This window comes from Nostoc sp. (assembly GCF_036917235.1).
Taxonomy (GTDB): Bacteria; Cyanobacteriota; Cyanobacteriia; order Cyanobacteriales; family Nostocaceae; genus Nostoc.
In genome coordinates, this window is sequence record NZ_JBALDU010000012.1 from 151,692 (window position 1) to 168,135 (window position 16,444).

The window sequence follows — 16,444 nt, forward strand, 5'->3', positions numbered from 1 at the left end:
TTAACGCAGGGATTCAAAAATGACTGCTATTATCATTAAACACAACAGGATAATTCCTAGTGGAAGCAAAAACTGTTGTAAAAGGTACAGCAGTATTGGTATGATTTGTAAGATACCCAAACCACTTGATAAAACGTAAGCGATCGCAATGCCGAATAGCACCAACAAAAAATATTTTAAGGATTTAGAGGCAAAGCGAAATAAAAGCGTATCCTGATTTGCGTCCATAGTTTTACTCACGAAAGTAGCTGATTTTTGAGCAATGAATATTCTTTTTGATTCCCCTACTCCTCCTTAAAAAATAGGCTGTGGGGAATCAACAGTATTAGTTTTATGATTGGATAATTGCCTTGTTAGTTGAATTATTTAAAGATTGTTGCTGCCTTTGCGGATTGTTTTGCTTTTCATAATTAACTAATAGTTGAAATGAAATAAACAAGCCCAACAACAGAAGCAAAAACGAGCCAAACCCAGAGGAATACTTATTTATTTCTCGCTCAACACCACATTTGAGGCAGACATATCTATTGGGATTACGTGTATCTTGGGCAAAAGGGCACTGATTTTGATTGCAATCATGATGACAATCTTTGTCTAACATCATTGAACCTCCTGTAAAGTAAAGACTTACATACTTAGTTGTAAATACGCTCTACAGAATCTAGTTAGTTAATACCCACTGCCTGTTTAGTAGACACCACTTTTATGAGTAATTAATATGGCACAGTAACAGCTGTGATTTACTAAGCTTGCAGTAGTAGCGCTCTCTAAATCTCTCCTCAACCACCTTTTATTGGCGCTTAACTTAACTTCGCCTGTATTACTTACAAGAGTAATACAACCCCAAATGCTTTGCAGTCGGATAAAGTAAATTCCCTACCGAGTAGGAAAAAGTATTTTGTAGTATGGTGGGTAGGAAGAAGTAGTAAAAATATCGTTATAATGAATTACAAATGATACATCAAGTTAGCAAATGGGTGTAGAAGAGGCCTTAGAGTTTGTAGATAACTTGGTTTTTCTCAAGACAGGAGAACACTTAGATAAAACTCAAAGGATTATCTTGCGTCATTTGTGGGAGGATGAAAGGCGGACTTACCAGGATATTGCCAACAGCCTTCGTTATACAGAAGCGCATTTAAAATCAGTTGGCGCAGAACTTTGGCATTTACTATCAAAAGTGCTGGGAGTGAAAGTCTCCAAATCTACCTTCCAAGGCATCGTTCAGGGATTTAGAACAACTCAACAGTCGCCAAAAATCAGCCATATTCCCAATTTGGAGGGCAATGGCACTAAACCCCAAGATTTAGATTCTAACTTTGTAGGGCGCGATCGCCAAATAGCCGAACTCCACACCCTTGTCAGTCGGGGAGCAAAAGTTATCCTCATCCAGGGTGAAGGCGGCGTTGGTAAAACAACCTTAGCACGCAAATATTTTAAAACTCAAAAGTTTAATTTTGTCCTAGAACTGTGGATGGCCACAGAAATCCAAAACCTCACACCAGTGGAAAGTGTGGTTGAGGAATGGCTACGGCGATACTTTAACGAAGAACCAGGATGTGACTTTGGTATAAGCTTAGAGCGACTAAGGCGCAAACTGCGAGAGCAAACTTCTAAAATTGGGGTGTTTATCGATAATCTAGAAACTGCTCTCGATAAAAATGGCAAGTTCCTAGAATATCGTCGCTCTTATGTTGAGCTATTGAGAGTATTAGCAGATATAGATATACATACAGTTACTTTAGTAACAAGTCGTGAGCGTTTACGAGAGTCTAGTGTAGAGGTTCATCTCTATCCACTCGAAGGTTTAGATGATGAAGCATGGCGACAGTTTTTTAGCCGTCGCCACATCAATTGTGATTCTACTATTCTCAGTGAAATGTGCAGTGCTTATGGAGGTAATGCCAAAGCAATGCAAATTCTCCGAGGAGCAATATTGACAGATTTTTATGGTGACATACACGCCTATTGGCAGGAAAACTGTACATATTTATTAATAGAAAGAGAGTTAAAAGATTTAGTCGCCAGTCAATTTACCCGTCTCCAAGAAAATGACTTAGAAGCCTATCGCCTCTTGTGTCGCTTAGGATGCTATCGTTATCAAGATATTACTTCAGTACCTATTGAAGGAGTTTTATGTTTACTTTGGGATGTACCAGAACCAAAACGTAGAAGTGTAATTAAAGCTCTGCAAGATTTGTCTCTAATAGAAGCAAAAAAAGGACAATATTGGCTGCATCCGGTAATTCGTGACGAAGCGATTAGTAGGTTAAGGTTAGTCAGTGAAGAATGGGAATTAGTCAACCGAAAAGCCGCAGAATTTTGGACGCAAAAGGTTGAAGTAGTTAAAAATATTACAGATGCTTTGACCGCTTTAGAAGCTTACTATCACTATGTAGAAATTAGTGATTTTGAGCAAGCCGGTGATGTAATTTTACAAGGAAGAGGTAACAAGTGGGGTACAGGACTGCCTTTGGGTTCTTGCTTTTACCAGCTGGGGCTGCTCCAAAAAAATTTTTCTGTAATCAAAAGGATAATAGATGATGTAAAATCCCAAAAAAGACTGATTAAACTTTATATTATCCTTGGGTATACATATCGAATTATCGGTTGTGTTAGAGAAGCTATAGAGTGCTATGAAAAATCAGGAGAAATATTAGAAGAGTTAGATGAAAAGCTAACAAAAATCTCTATTTTGTTCAATACAGGGCTTTGCAAGCTGGAATTATGGGAAATAGAAGCTGCCGAAGATTGTTTTAATGCTGTTTGTGGCCTTGCTGAACAAAATAGCAATCTTGATGATTACATGGCATACTCTCAATGCTGTTTGGCTTTGATAAAATCATCCTCTGGTAGTAAAGAAGATGCTTTTCATCTTGCTGAACAAGCATTTTCGGCTATGTCATCATCAACTAGAGTAACTTTATGGGGAATCGGGCATAGTTTAGTAAGTCTCTGCTTGACTTATAAGAATTTAGGTAATCTTAAAAAATCCTTTGAGTTATGCCAAAGAGCTATATTTCATGCTGAAGAAAACAATTTTACACAAATCAAAGCTAAAGCTATAAGTTCTCTAGCTGAACTTTTTCGAGAACAGGGAGAATTTACTAGAGCAATTTTTCATCATTCAGAAGCAATAGAAATTCTTGATAAAATCGGTGCAAAATCAGACTTAGCAGAGGCTTATTATCAGTTGGCATTGACTCATAAAAAAATGGGTGAGATTGCTAAGAGTAGGGAAAATTTTGTCCAAGGTATCGCACTCTTTAACGAAATGCAAGCACCGAGACAAGTTGAGAAAGTACAAACAGCAATGGAGCATTTTGAAAAATAAGCAATACTAGCAATAATATTTGATTTTAACTGACGATTTTCCGGCTAATGGACTCTCCAATCTCCATCAGTGTCTCTTCCTCTTCGGCAGTAAATTCGTAGGGAACTGGCTTGGCAATGCCTAAAGTACCATGCAATTGGCCATTCAGCATCAGCGGCACTACGATGGAACCTTCTACCTTCGTTTCTTTTGCTGAGGGTCTAGCCACTCCTGATTCGTCGGTTTGCAGGTTGCAAATCTGTACGGGTCGCTTGCGTTCGGCGGCGACACCAGCCATTCCTTTACCAATGGGAATTATCGTCATTTTAGGCAAAAGCAATTCTGGAATGCCCTGGTAAGCCTTTACGTGCAATAACTGGCTGTCTTTATCTAGGGTATGGATGCTACCTGTAGAGCAGTCGAAAGCTGCCAGGATTTTGGTCAGCAGTCGGTTCCAGTCTATGCCAGACTCTTCATCAGCCAGGATATCAAAAATGGGTTTGGTATCTAAAGTCATAGTCGTAGGAAATAAAGTTTGATCGTAAACGCGGAAAGTAATTAGGAAAATGGCGTTGCATAATCCCGTGAAAAGTCAGGGGAATTTATGGGGCGATCGCACCTGGAGAGGTCTGTTGTCTCCATAATTAATATAGAGACGTGTAACTAGAGGTTTTATGTCCCTAACACTTGAAGACTTGGAACAAATGCAGCAACAGCACCCTGACTTTCGTATGGAACTAATCAAGGGTAATATTATTGTTATGAGTCCATCAGGATACGAATCAGATGAGGTTGCAGCTGCGATGATTGCCCAGTTACATAACTGGGTTAGACCGCGCAAACTAGGACGAACAGCAGCTTCTAGCGCCGGTTTCAGGTTGCCTAATTCCGATTTGCGCGCACCAGATGCTTCATTTGTTTTAGCCGAACGGTTGCGTCGTAGTCCGAAGTCTTTTGCTCAATTGGCTCCCGATTTGACTGTAGAGGTGAAGTCCCCTAGCGATAATTTAGAGGATTTGAGAGCCAAAATTCAAGAATTTCTGAGTTTGGGAACTAAGGTAGGAATTTTGCTCAATCCAGATGAGCGGATTGTTGAAGTTTACAATTTTGGACAAGAGCCAATAATACTTCGTGATGGCGATATTTTAACAGTTCCCGAACTGCTCCCAGGATGGGAAGTACCAATTGCAGATTTGTGGCCTCTAGAGTTTGACTAGGATAGTGGTAAAAAATCCTACGGACGTAGATGGATGGAATTAGAAGTTGATGTGATCGCTTTCAGTACAGATGGCAAAACTTTGACTAGTGGCAATAAGGATAAAATTATCAATATTTGGCAACTACCATAGTGATTTAGTTCCCGATCAACTGAGGGACGGTAGAATATACCTAATTTTCGTAGCTTCAAAAGCCAAACTATGACGATGCATTCCACACTCCAACGTGCATTTACTAACCGCCGCGTTCTCAAAGTGATTAGCGGTTTAAATAACTTCGACGCTGCTAGTGTCGCTGCTACTGTCAAAGCTGCTGAATTTGGCGGTGCTACTTTTGTCGATATTGCCGCCGATCCAGCTTTAGTACAGCTAGCTAAAAATTTGACAAATTTACCTATTTGTGTATCAGCAGTAGATCCAGAGAAATTTGTGCAAGCTGTCGCAGCTGGTGCTGATTTAATTGAAATCGGGAATTTCGATTCCTTCTATGCTCAAGGACGCCGCTTTGAAGCTCCAGAAGTGCTAGCGCTGACTAAGCAAACCCGCGCTCTCCTGCCGGAAATTACCCTATCTGTCACCGTTCCCCACATCCTGGAACTAGATCGACAGGTACAGCTAGCAGAAGAACTAGTGAAAGCTGGAGCGGACATTATCCAAACCGAAGGCGGTACTAGCAGTAACCCAGTTCACCCCGGAACTCTAGGATTAATTGAAAAAGCTGCTCCCACCTTGGCAGCAGCTTTTGAAATTTCCCGTGTAGTGTCAGTGCCAGTATTGTGTGCTTCCGGCATTTCTAACGTTACCGCACCATTAGCAATCGCAGCTGGTGCTGCTGGCGTTGGTGTTGGTTCCGCCATCAACCAACTCAATAGCGAAGTCGCAATGATTGCCGCAGTGCGTGGACTAGTAGAAGCCTTAGCGACTGCAAGAGTGCTGAGTGCTGTTAGCGATAGCGGGGCGTTTAGCCCGTACTAAGTGCTGAGTGAGAAGTAGGGAGTGGGGAGTGGTGAGTAGTAAAATGGAAATTTCCTACTCCCTATTCCCTATTCCCCTCAACCCAAACAATCCTTCAATGCATAAATCACCTGATCTTGCTGCTGTTGTGTCAGTTCTGGGAACATAGGCAAGGATATAACCTCATGGCAAGCTTGCTCTGCTATTGGTAAGTCCCCAATTTCATAGCCCAAACTTTGATAAACTGGCTGCAAATGTAAAGGGTGGGGGTAGTAAATCATTGAACTCACGCCCTGTTCTTGCAATTGACTCCGCACCCAATCTCGATATTTGGCGCTAGAACCATTGCGCCCTTCGCCGGATATGCGAATAGTGTATTGATTCCATACGGCACTACCCCCAGGTAATTCTTGGGGCGGGACAATCCCCGGAACTTGGCTAAGAAACTGGTAGTAATAATTGGCGATATCTCGTCTTCGAGAATTCCAAATATCTAAATAACGTAGCTTAATCTGCAAAATAGCTGCTTGGAGAGCATCTAATCGGCTATTTACACCTATTTCCTCATGTAAATATCGAATCTTACTACCATGATCTCTTAGTATTCGCAGTTTAGTAGCGATCGCTGGATCGTTAGTCGTTATTGCTCCACCATCGCCGCAACCACCAAGATTTTTGGTAGGGTAGAAACTAAAGCAACCAATATGTCCAATGCTTCCGACTTTTTCACCCGCCCAAATCGCGCCTGTAGACTGAGCGCAATCTTCAATTATGGACAAATTGTGAGACTGAGCGATCGCCATTAATGATGTCATATCCACGGGTTGTCCAAAGAGGTGAACCGGGATAATCGCTTTAGTTTTAGGTGTAATCGCCGCTGCGACTTGCTCCACATCGAGATTAAATGTAGTCGCGTCAATATCGACGAAAACAGGCTTTGCACCGACGGCGCTAATTACTTCAGATGTCGCAATAAAGGTAAAAGGCGTTGTAATCACTTCATCGCCTGCACCAATATCCAAGACTCGTAACGCTAAGTAGAGCGCATCAGTACCAGAATTACAAGCCACACATTCAGTAACAGTATTATAGGCGGCAAATTGTTGTTCAAAGCCTTCAACTAAGGGGCCGCCGATATAGCGGCCAGAAGCCAAAACCTCTAAGACAGCTGCACTTACTTCTGCTTCGATGGTGGTGTATTGCTGCTTGATATCAAAGGCAGGGATGGGATTTACACTTTGGATCATGAGTTCTCATTTTATCGGGAGATACAAAGGATGCACTTCGACAGTCAATTTTTGCTGATTGAATTGTTAATCAAAGAGGAGCTACTAAAAGACTATCGCCCAAGATACGCATCTATTAGGGTTTTTACTTAAATTGTGGTGCGGGAAACCACTGCACATTTAATTTACAGATAGTAGGCATACTAGGTGTTTGCCATGTTAAGGTCGTACCATTTGGAATTTTGAATTGATGAAAGTGATATATATCAACCAAGATCCAACACATCGGATCAAAGTTCCTCTTGTGTGAACTGCTTTGAGAAGAAAATATTAGGAAATAGAGAACCCATGCAGGATCTGATCGAGCTGGATTTTGTGGATTTAGCTATTGGTGTGGGATTGATGGCGATCGCCATTGGTTTATCTGCCTGGGAAAAATTAGGATTAGAGTTGAACTTAGCCCTTGCTACTGGGAGAACCATCTTACAACTTCTTGTATTGGGATACATTTTAGATTTCATCTTGGCTTTAGACAATGCTTGGGCAGTTTTGGCGCTATTAGCAATAATGCTGACAATTACGGCGATTGTCGCACGAAATCGCATCAGCCAAAAAATTCCTCATGTGTTGCCTTTGGTGTGGGGTGCAATTTTAATTAGTACCGCCGTGACAGTGTTTTACATCAACTTCTTAATTGTTCAACCAGAGAGATGGTACGAACCACAGTATATAATTCCCCTAGCAGGGATAGTCTTGGGTAATGCTACCAATGCAGCTGCGATCGCAGGCGATCGCCTTGTCAGCACCATTAATTCCAGCCATCTTGAAATAGAAACCCATTTAAGCTTAGGTGCAACTCCAGAGCAAGCAGTTAGCCAGTATCGCAAAGACGCCATCAAAGCCGGATTGATTCCTACTCTCAATCAAATGATACTCATAGGTATGGTCGCAATACCAGGAATTACCACCGGACAGTTATTAGCTGGTGTCAAACCTCTAGATGCTGTCTCCTACGAAATTTTGATTATGTTTATGGTTGCTTTTGCTAACTTGTTGACAACAGTTTTAGTCACAAAGGGGTTGTGTCGTCAATTTTTTAATTCCGCCGCGCAGTTGGTGAGATGAAGAGTGCTGTTAGCGGTAGCGGGGCGTTTAGCCCGTACTGAGTGCTGAGTAGGGTGAAGGAATTCATCTACATCCAAAATAAGTAAATAAGTATTTCATTTCCTTGTAGGGGTGCATAGCTAGCTGTGCGCCCCTACGAAGTCTCTACACAATTGAAATATGAAAAGATTTTGGAAACGCATCTATCCTATGAGGTATCTTATACAAAACATAAATAAATATTTATATGGTTATTTAAAAATCATGTGATTTCAGTATTCCAACCTGAGGCTGTAAAGCTGAGAACTCAACGTATTGCCGTCTATCGGAGCTAACAGAACCAGAAGAGGAATGTCATCATTATGAGATGTACTTTTGGGTAGGGATGTCAAGTAGGTGAAATATTTATTAATATTATTAATAGATAGTAAATGTAAATTCAGCGTCAGGAATCCGAAAAAATTCCTAATGGCAGGTATTGAGCATCAATGACCAGATTGTTCACCAACGGAACAGAAGATTATGAAAGATCAAAAACGATCGGACTCTAAAGAATTCGTCGGAAATCTCAAGAATGGAATTTGGCTATTTGGGCTGTCATCCTGGGTATTTGGCATTACCGATCGTAGTATTGCTTCATTTGCAGATGGCTATCTATCTGCTTTGGATTTGACGCAACTATTCACAGCAGCTACATTCTTTGTGGCATGGCTATTTTTGAAACCGACATCCAGAGTTTAAGTTAACCAACTGATTAGTATCCAGTCACTCTTGACGTTAGTCCGATCGAGATTTAGAAAGTTATTTATTTGATGCCATAAGGGGCGTGCGACAGAATGCATAAATTATTTTGCATTGATCGCAATCAAGGTAATTCGTAAAATCTCCGAGTTACCTTGATTTCGAGTTCTTATGGGAGAGAATCAGCATATATACCAAGTTCGCGCAACCACTGTGCCAGGATTTGGGCAAGTTCTGCCGACGTTAGTAATTTGATTTTGGTGTATCTAAAAAATTTTTCTAATTTTCCGGAACTGATTATGCTCGCGTGGTAGTCTTTATCATCAGATTAGCGATTTATACTGAAACTCTATAACGAACCTCCGGGGAATATAACCCCATTACGGATTAAAAGCCCGGTCTTCATGGCCGGGCTTTTGCCAATAAATTAAAAAATTGGAGTAATTCTGGAAAATCCCAGAAGTACCCCAATTTTTAAAAGTTAGGAATTGTTCTTAACTCCTAACTCTTGTAAAGACGCGATTAATCGCGTCTTTACTCCTAACTCCTCATTAAATTAAGCAAACGCAGCAGTTGTCACATCGTTATTCGACAGAATTTCTTGCAACTCTTCAGCGTCTACTGTTTCTTTATCAACCAGCATTTGCGCTATCTCATCTAAAATGTGGCGGTTACGCACCAACACTTCTTTAGCGCGTGTGTAGGCTACATCTACAAGTTTGCGGACTTCTTCATCAATGGCGGCGGCGGTTTCTTCAGAAAAATCACGCTCTGACATGATATCGCGTCCGAGGAACATATTACCTTGTTGACGACCAAGGGCAACAGGGCCTAAGCGATCGCTCATCCCAAATCGGGTAATCATTTGACGCGCAACCCGTGCTACTTGTTGAAGGTCATTAGAAGCACCAGTGGTAACTTCTTCTTCACCGAAGATTAACTCTTCAGCAAGCCGACCACCTAAAGCTACAGCCATCTGATTTTCCAGATAAGCGCGGCTGTATAAACCTGTGTCCATCCGGTCTTCGCTGGGGGTAAACCAAGTTAAACCACCTGCGCGACCGCGAGGGATGATGCTAATCTTTTGTACTGGGTCATAGTCAGGCATTAAAGCACCAACTAAAGCGTGACCAGCTTCATGATAAGCTACCAAGGTTTTGCGCTTTTCGCTCATTACCCGGTCTTTCTTCTCTGGCCCAGCTAATACGCGATCGATCGCGTCGTTGATTTCATCCATCGAAATTTCAGTCAAATTCCGGCGTGCTGCCAAAATTGCGGCTTCATTCAACAGGTTAGATAAATCTGCGCCAGTAAATCCAGGAGTCCGACGGGCGATTTTATCCAAATCCACATCTTTCGCCAAGGTTTTGCCACGGGCGTGTACCTTGAGGATTTCGCTGCGTCCGGCATAGTCGGGACGGTCTACCACAACTTGACGGTCAAAGCGACCAGGACGCAATAGGGCTGCATCTAGGACATCAGGACGGTTGGTAGCGGCAATAATAATGATGCCAGTGTTGCCTTCAAAGCCGTCCATTTCTGTGAGCAACTGGTTGAGGGTTTGTTCCCGCTCATCGTTACCACCACCTAAACCTGCACCCCGTTGACGACCTACGGCGTCAATTTCATCGATGAAGACGATACAAGGAGCATTGGTCTTAGCTTGTTCAAACAAATCGCGGACGCGGGATGCACCCACACCGACGAACATTTCCACAAATTCTGAACCAGAGATTGAGAAGAAGGGTACACCAGCTTCACCAGCTACGGCACGCGCGAGGAGGGTTTTACCTGTACCAGGAGGGCCAACTAACAGCACACCTTTAGGAATTTTTGCACCAACGGCGGTAAAGCGATCGGCGTTTTTCAGAAAGTCTACAACTTCGTTTAATTCCAACTTGGCTTGGTCAATACCAGCAACATCGCCAAATGTCACCTGAGTTTGTGGTTCCATTTGGACTCTGGCTTTAGATTTGCCAAAGTTCATCGCTTGGCTGCCTGGACCACTTTGAGCGCGACGTAGTAAGAAGAATAAGCCAACCAAAAGCAATACAGGGAAAAATAAGCTGCTCAGTGCCTTAAACCAAAATCCTTCGTCGGTTTGGGGCAATACAGAAATATCAACGCCTTTAGAAGTCAGAGTATTAATCAAGTCTGGATCGTTGACTAAGGTAACAATCCGTTTAGCTGGGTCATATTTGGGTGTAACCAGTGCTGTGGAGCGATCTGCACTCAAACTGACTTTTTCTACTCTGCCTTGCTGAACTTCTTGAATAAAGCGACTGTATCGCCATGTCTCTCTGCTTTGGGGTTGTTTGTCAAAAAATGCTGTTCCCAGCGCAATGACGACAATAAACAGCAGCGCGTACAGCCCTGCATTTCTCCATCTTTTATTCACTAAGGTCTATCCTCCGGTATTTTTCGCGCAATCGCCTAGCTTCTCTGCTCGGAAAGGTGATTATTAAGAATTATGTTAACTTATCTTAAGATATAACAAATTTGGCGTGGTTGTCATGCTAAAAAAAGCTCCCTTATTAGCTGAAAACTTTGATGGTAGGGATTACATTGTAGCGACCCTGAAGGCTGATTAACGGTATGAATGGGAATAATCTCTACCACACTATTAGTGTAGGCGATCGCTTCAAATCTCTGGACTAGCTCGACGCTCCAAGTTTCTTCTCGCACTGGCTGCTGGTGGTTTTGCAACCAATTTACAAGTTGCGATCGCACTATTCCCGGTAAAATTCCGGCCTTTATTGGTGGCGTGTACCAAGTGCGATCGCACCATCCCCAAAGGTTGCCTGTACTGGTTTCTAGCCAATTTCCTTGAGCATCGACTAATATTGCTTCTTGAGCATCTGAGCTAGTTTTTGCCAACCAAGCACTCAAATAGTTTCCAGTTTTATGAGAGGGGAGAGAGCGAGAAAATTCTGAACTGGCAATAGCGCACAAAATACCATTCTTTTGTTTTTCTGTCAAATCTGAGGGTAATAATCTGCCAGTTATCCACTCTCGCCCATCAGGAAACAGGGTGATTCTGAGAACGGGGAAGTGTGGGAGAAGAATTTGAGCGCCTTGACGCAGACGCTTCCAATCGGGTTGCTGCCAACCAAAAGATTGTATTGAGAAGAGTAAGCGATCGCAGTGTGCTTGCCAATTAGTTAAATTACTATCTAGCGAGTTCTGATAAACCCGCAATGTTGTAAAAATAGTTGCCCCATAAAGTAAACCGGGATCGTTAATGTTTAATTCTAGGATTTGAGAGTGAATTAATTTGCCGTTATACCAAAAAATATTATTTGTCACAACCAAATTGCTTGTTGCTACAACTGGATTGAAAAGTGATGACTTGTAATACTCATACGCTGCATGAGATAAAATCTATGGGCTGCAAATCGCTGAACACCAGAATCCAGACTCAGGTGTTTACACTCATGATTTCTGGCATATTCAATTAGCCATTGAAATAATTGTTGACCATAGCTGTGCGACCGTTTCAACTCATCAACAACTAAATCATCAATGTACAAAAACTTTCCTAATGCTAAACAATTAGAAATGCGAAATCCAGCGATCGCTACAGCTTGTTTTTCTACCTCCAAAAATGCAAGTTGATATCCTTCCTTCATTTGATATCGAACTTGTTCTACAAAATTTTCCTGCTCAAGGTGCGGGCGCAACTGAGAAATAACAGGAAAACACCCTAATATTTGAAAGTCAGATTCTGCCAATTGTATTGACATCAGTATTACCCTACTCAATTCTACGTGAGAAATTTATAACTTATTGAGTGAATATAATCCTCGGTTACACTTGCAATAATTTAATCTTTAGGTGGAAATATAATTTTATTAGTACCTTCAGGAGTTGTAACTATTTTTCCTCCCAAAGCTTCGATTTCCTTAATTGCGCGTTTCTGAGTTCTTTCATCAGCATGATTATTTAAAACCATTGACCATGTAGAAATTTGAGCATATTTACTGTTAGGATTTCGACTCAGAAATTCAGCAGTTCTTTGGGAAGTATTAGCTACAAGTTGACTTTCTGGATCTGAAAAATTACTTGCCCAGTTTGCCGCCGTTGCAAAAGACTGTTGGGCAGCTTGAGCGTTGCCTAAAAATAATAACTCATCAACTCCTTTAAAACGCCATATATAATAAGACTTTTCGGGAACTGAGGGAGATAGTGATTTTAAGCCTTTCTCTGATAGTGCGATCGCACGTTCCGGCATACCAGCATATAATGAAGTACTGATCGAAAGACTGCGATACGCTGCTAAAAATCGCGGATCGCGTTCTAGAATAACTTCAAAATATTCTGGACTTAAACTGTAGCCTGTTTTATCCCGAATTTCATCATCTCCAAAATATTGGAGAAAATTGAGATATACCAAATCTGCAATAAAGTTATCATAACCAAAAGTAGGCGTTTTTTCGAGAAAATTCAGACGGATATTTTCAGCTTTTATTTCTTTTTTTAAAGTTTCTAAAGAAGCAGATTGTTTTCTATTTATTAGTTTTTGCAATTGTGGGAATTGAATCAAGCCAACTCCTAAAATACACATAGAAATTACAAAAGGTGTAGCAAAAGCTTGACGAGATAACAACATATTTTCCTTGGCTTTCTTATCATAGTCATATCATTGTATACATCGTGGTATAAGAAAAGTCAGCCTATTTGTGAGTCTATGCTTTGCTAGGTAAGATAAAAAAGTTGATTCAAACAAACTCAATCGACTTTTAGTGCTTATTTATACTCTAATGCTATTGAGCCATATAAGAAATTTTAGTATTGTTTTATACAAAAAGATATCTGATTTATAGCCTGACTTTTCACGGGATAACGAAACAGAAAACCGGGATAAGAAAATAAACTCAAGAAAATTGCTAAAACCCTTGCCATATATACATAGCTGAAATCCACGCCATTAGTATATTTGTTCGTATCGGTATCGAACACCTACCGCTTCAAAGATACAAAGGTGGAGACTATATATAAAACAACCTTTCTTACAATAGAAGGATTAAAAACGGGAAATCCTCGAAATAAACCTGACATCAGGCATGATAGTGTCGATAAAAAAAAGCTTCAGCTAAACTCTGTACAATAAATTATTAGTCCTTACTGCATCTGGTTCACCATACCAATAAATGTCAGATCAACCTGCACTAGAAATCGAACTGCTCCGTGCGGCGTACGCAGCCTTCAACGCGCGAGACATTGACGCTGCCCTTGCCCTCATGACTCTGGACGTGGCTTGGCCGAAAGCGTTCAAAGGCGGTTTTGTCCGTGGACCTGAAGAAGTTCGCGCTTACTGGACGGAGCAATGGAGCGAGATCAATCCGCACGTCGAGCCGGTTTCCTTTTACTCGGAGGAGGCCGGGCGCATTTTGGTCGATGTGCATCAGGTCGTGCGTGACAATGCTTACGTAGTTCTTGCCGATGAGCACGTGGGTCATCGATTCACCCTTGAACACGGCTTGATTCGAGCTATGGAAGTTTGTCCACTTCCATCTGAGTCCCTAAACCTTGGACTTAAAGATTTAATCGAATAAACTTCTAAATATCGCCAACGATAAAAGTTTGTTCGCGTATATTCTTCGCGAACCAATTCCTCTTTTCCGCATCCCGTGAAAAGTCAGGATTTATAGCGACTGGGACAAAACACCCAAAAGCTAATTAATTAAATAATTCTTTCAGAATCATGCCACTTAGGACAACGGAGAAACCGCTATCACAGTGCTGGATTCACTGCAATGCAATACCTCAAAAATCTAAAATGGTATTATTCTTTTTCTAAGATAAATTTGGCTCTTATAAATCATAACTTTTTTTTAGTAAAAAATTATTAAAATATTAAGTTATTTTGACTTTAGTTACTTTTTTGTAGTAAAAGCCTTCCAAAATTTGACATAACATAAAATTGTATTTTGTTTATATTTAAATCTGTCTGTAACCTCTAAAACTTCATGGTGAATAATACTCTTAACGAAAGCACAAACATTCACGATCAAGCCATCGAAAACATGGAAAACAATAGTCAATTTAGCAAACCAAGTAGTGAATTTAAAAGAAAAGTTAAGAGGCTAAATAGTCAGGGAGAAGGATTCAATATTGATGGAATTATTGATGCTATTCAAACAGCAATAGTGGAAGTTGTCGAGCTAGAAATTACTACTTGGGTTCCAGACTCATCTACTCAGTTAGAACAACCACAAGGGCAGCAAATTGCTCAAACAGGTAATCGAATGCACACCATAATCAATTTAATTGATGGTGACATAACTAATGAAGTTGGTAGTCAATTTGTTGGTAGTGGGCCATATACAGAACTTCGCGAATTTCATCTAACTCAAATCAAAGAAAGTCGGGATATTATGCAAAAAAATATAGAAAGCTTGCAGAAGTTGTATGGATTTTTTATAGAAATTATGAAATCTCGTAAAACTTCGCAACAATCGCTATCCCGTCCCCAGTAATTGATATTTATTAATTGATATTAACCCAAAAATACTTACAGGATATGAGCTTATTCAAACCTGTAGGTTAATTTTATTTAGAGAAATCAAGGAAATTATGACTATGCCTAATAAAATTCAAGAACAAGCCAAAGATTTGCTAGAAAAAGTAGTCTCATCTGTACATGAATTAGTTGATGATATTACAGCTTTAGAAGTCAATACAATGGTTGTGGATCAAATTACTGGCGCAAAATTTAATGCTTGGCAAGCATATGAAGAGATTTATTCCATAAATGACAAAGACTACTTTGATGTCAAAGGAATTCCAAATCCAGACGATTTACCAGAACCAGAGAAAACTCAAGCTCAAGAGCTACGTAAGCGTTATACAAGTCTTTTTTCACAACTTGAAAGAGAATATTTTTACATTCTCCTTGAACAAAGTAATGAGACTAGTGAGCCAGACTCCAGAATAATACACTATCAGGAGCGTCTTAAATATCAGGTGGAACATAAAGCGAATATTCTTCCAACTGATGAGATATACATAAAGTTAGCTCAACCAATATTGCCAGCTCCAACTCCTGTTGCAGATCGAGAAGAAAATAGTATAAAAAATTTGCAGCAAAGGTGGAAAGAGATTGAAGAACTTTTGAATAATGACAAATTTATTCGTACGCTGCGGAAAATGTCTGAGCTTAAAGCTGCACTTAATAGTGATAATATTACCAGCGTAGATATCGATATTATTTATGCTCAAACTGTTATGCAGTTAGATGGAGATATTATTAGTCGTTATCATAAAAAGCTATTTCAATTACCTGAAGGGGATAGAGATTTAATCCTCAAAATACATAATGAAGGGGTAGTTGCTGGAGAGAAACAGTGGCGTGGAACACTAAATTTTCTGATTGGTATTATACAAAATATCGCAAAATTATCCCGACAATGAACGCTGAGAAAATATACACAGATAATGAAGCTGATGTTCAACTCTCTTTCTTTGTGCAAATACCTCAAGGCACTCCTATTGAACTTGAAATTAAAGTTGAACCAGGACAGTATACTTTTTATCTAAATAAGACCCTTTTAAAACAAATTGAGGAAGCGCGAGAAATAGGCTGCTCTTTATACATTCCGCCAAAATTACTAGCTTATATTTGGTACTACAACTGTTTTAGCGATAAGATTTGCTGTAACAAGAAGGCTACGCTAGACAATAAATTAGTAATTACTAAAAAAACCTTTAAAATATTTGACGATACTTTTATAGTAAGTTTTATCAAATTATTCTGGAGTAAATCATTACAAAAAAAATCAAGTTTACAGTATGGAATAATCGGGTAGGGCAGAGGCATTTCTGCCTCTTTCCCCCCTCAGAACCGTGCGTACAAGTTTCCAAGTACACGGCTCAAGCAAATCATGAAGCTA

17 protein-coding genes are annotated in these 16,444 nt (G+C 40.4%); 9 read left to right on the plus strand and 8 right to left on the minus strand.

Annotated features, from left to right (window positions below; all coding sequences use genetic code 11):
- Both V7K44_RS04605 and V7K44_RS04610 read right to left on the minus strand, forming a co-directional pair.
- Positions 1-228: a hypothetical protein gene (locus tag V7K44_RS04605; protein WP_334929058.1), complete on the minus strand. Its 228-nt coding sequence runs from the start codon at positions 226-228 to the stop codon at positions 1-3.
- Positions 229-331: 103 nt separating this feature from the next.
- A complete protein-coding gene (locus V7K44_RS04610) occupies positions 332-604 on the minus strand; it encodes a hypothetical protein (protein ID WP_334929059.1) in 273 nt (90 codons plus the stop codon).
- 369 nt (positions 605-973) lie between these two features.
- Between V7K44_RS04610 and V7K44_RS04615 the strand changes: the two genes are divergently transcribed.
- Positions 974-3,331 carry a tetratricopeptide repeat protein gene (locus V7K44_RS04615; RefSeq protein ID WP_334929060.1) on the plus strand — a complete coding sequence of 786 codons (2,358 nt, stop codon included), beginning with the start codon at positions 974-976 and terminating at the stop codon, positions 3,329-3,331.
- 25 nt (positions 3,332-3,356) lie between these two features.
- Here the strand turns inward: V7K44_RS04615 and V7K44_RS04620 are convergent, their stop codons facing one another.
- Positions 3,357-3,827 carry a GAF domain-containing protein gene (locus tag V7K44_RS04620; protein ID WP_334929061.1) on the minus strand — a complete coding sequence of 157 codons (471 nt, stop codon included), beginning with the start codon at positions 3,825-3,827 and terminating at the stop codon, positions 3,357-3,359.
- A 157-nt stretch (positions 3,828-3,984) separates the two neighbouring features.
- On the opposite strand from V7K44_RS04620, the gene V7K44_RS04625 reads away from it, so the two are divergent.
- Positions 3,985-4,527, plus strand: coding sequence for a Uma2 family endonuclease (locus V7K44_RS04625; protein WP_334929063.1), 543 nt, complete (start codon positions 3,985-3,987; stop codon positions 4,525-4,527).
- Between the two features lie 201 nt (positions 4,528-4,728).
- On the plus strand, positions 4,729-5,502 hold the full coding sequence (locus tag V7K44_RS04630; protein ID WP_334929065.1) for a DUF561 domain-containing protein: 774 nt from the start codon (positions 4,729-4,731) through the stop codon (positions 5,500-5,502).
- Between the two features lie 77 nt (positions 5,503-5,579).
- Here the strand turns inward: V7K44_RS04630 and V7K44_RS04635 are convergent, their stop codons facing one another.
- Complete coding sequence (locus V7K44_RS04635) at positions 5,580-6,728, minus strand: DegT/DnrJ/EryC1/StrS family aminotransferase (protein ID WP_334929067.1); 1,149 nt, start codon at positions 6,726-6,728, stop codon at positions 5,580-5,582.
- A gap of 327 nt (positions 6,729-7,055) precedes the next feature.
- On the opposite strand from V7K44_RS04635, the gene V7K44_RS04640 reads away from it, so the two are divergent.
- Both V7K44_RS04640 and V7K44_RS04645 read left to right on the plus strand, forming a co-directional pair.
- A complete protein-coding gene (locus tag V7K44_RS04640) occupies positions 7,056-7,832 on the plus strand; it encodes an ABC transporter permease (protein ID WP_334716535.1) in 777 nt (258 codons plus the stop codon).
- Positions 7,833-8,333: 501 nt separating this feature from the next.
- Positions 8,334-8,552: a hypothetical protein gene (locus V7K44_RS04645; RefSeq protein WP_094350008.1), complete on the plus strand. Its 219-nt coding sequence runs from the start codon at positions 8,334-8,336 to the stop codon at positions 8,550-8,552.
- Positions 8,553-9,108: 556 nt separating this feature from the next.
- Here the strand turns inward: V7K44_RS04645 and ftsH3 are convergent.
- The 4 genes from ftsH3 to V7K44_RS04665 all read right to left on the minus strand — a co-directional run bounded on the left by ftsH3 (position 9,109) and on the right by V7K44_RS04665 (position 13,161).
- Complete coding sequence (gene ftsH3 / locus V7K44_RS04650) at positions 9,109-10,950, minus strand: ATP-dependent zinc metalloprotease FtsH3 (RefSeq protein ID WP_334929070.1); 1,842 nt, start codon at positions 10,948-10,950, stop codon at positions 9,109-9,111.
- A 113-nt stretch (positions 10,951-11,063) separates the two neighbouring features.
- Positions 11,064-11,846, minus strand: a complete 783-nt coding sequence (locus V7K44_RS04655; RefSeq protein WP_334929101.1) for an aminotransferase class IV — start codon at positions 11,844-11,846, stop codon at positions 11,064-11,066.
- A 29-nt stretch (positions 11,847-11,875) separates the two neighbouring features.
- A complete protein-coding gene (locus tag V7K44_RS04660) occupies positions 11,876-12,295 on the minus strand; it encodes a GNAT family N-acetyltransferase (protein ID WP_334929072.1) in 420 nt (139 codons plus the stop codon).
- Between the two features lie 80 nt (positions 12,296-12,375).
- Positions 12,376-13,161, minus strand: a complete 786-nt coding sequence (locus V7K44_RS04665; RefSeq protein WP_334929074.1) for a hypothetical protein — start codon at positions 13,159-13,161, stop codon at positions 12,376-12,378.
- A 541-nt stretch (positions 13,162-13,702) separates the two neighbouring features.
- On the opposite strand from V7K44_RS04665, the gene V7K44_RS04670 reads away from it, so the two are divergent.
- The 4 genes from V7K44_RS04670 to V7K44_RS04685 all read left to right on the plus strand — a co-directional run bounded on the left by V7K44_RS04670 (position 13,703) and on the right by V7K44_RS04685 (position 16,360).
- Entirely contained in the window at positions 13,703-14,107 is a 405-nt protein-coding gene (locus V7K44_RS04670) for a nuclear transport factor 2 family protein (RefSeq protein ID WP_334929076.1), read from the plus strand.
- Between the two features lie 414 nt (positions 14,108-14,521).
- Complete coding sequence (locus tag V7K44_RS04675) at positions 14,522-15,031, plus strand: hypothetical protein (RefSeq protein WP_334929079.1); 510 nt, start codon at positions 14,522-14,524, stop codon at positions 15,029-15,031.
- 103 nt (positions 15,032-15,134) lie between these two features.
- On the plus strand, positions 15,135-15,965 hold the full coding sequence (locus V7K44_RS04680) for a hypothetical protein (RefSeq protein ID WP_334929081.1): 831 nt from the start codon (positions 15,135-15,137) through the stop codon (positions 15,963-15,965).
- Positions 15,962-16,360, plus strand: coding sequence for a hypothetical protein (locus V7K44_RS04685; protein ID WP_334929083.1), 399 nt, complete (start codon positions 15,962-15,964; stop codon positions 16,358-16,360). Before V7K44_RS04680 ends, V7K44_RS04685 begins: the two co-directional genes overlap by 4 nt.
- Positions 16,361-16,444 lie beyond the last annotated feature (84 nt).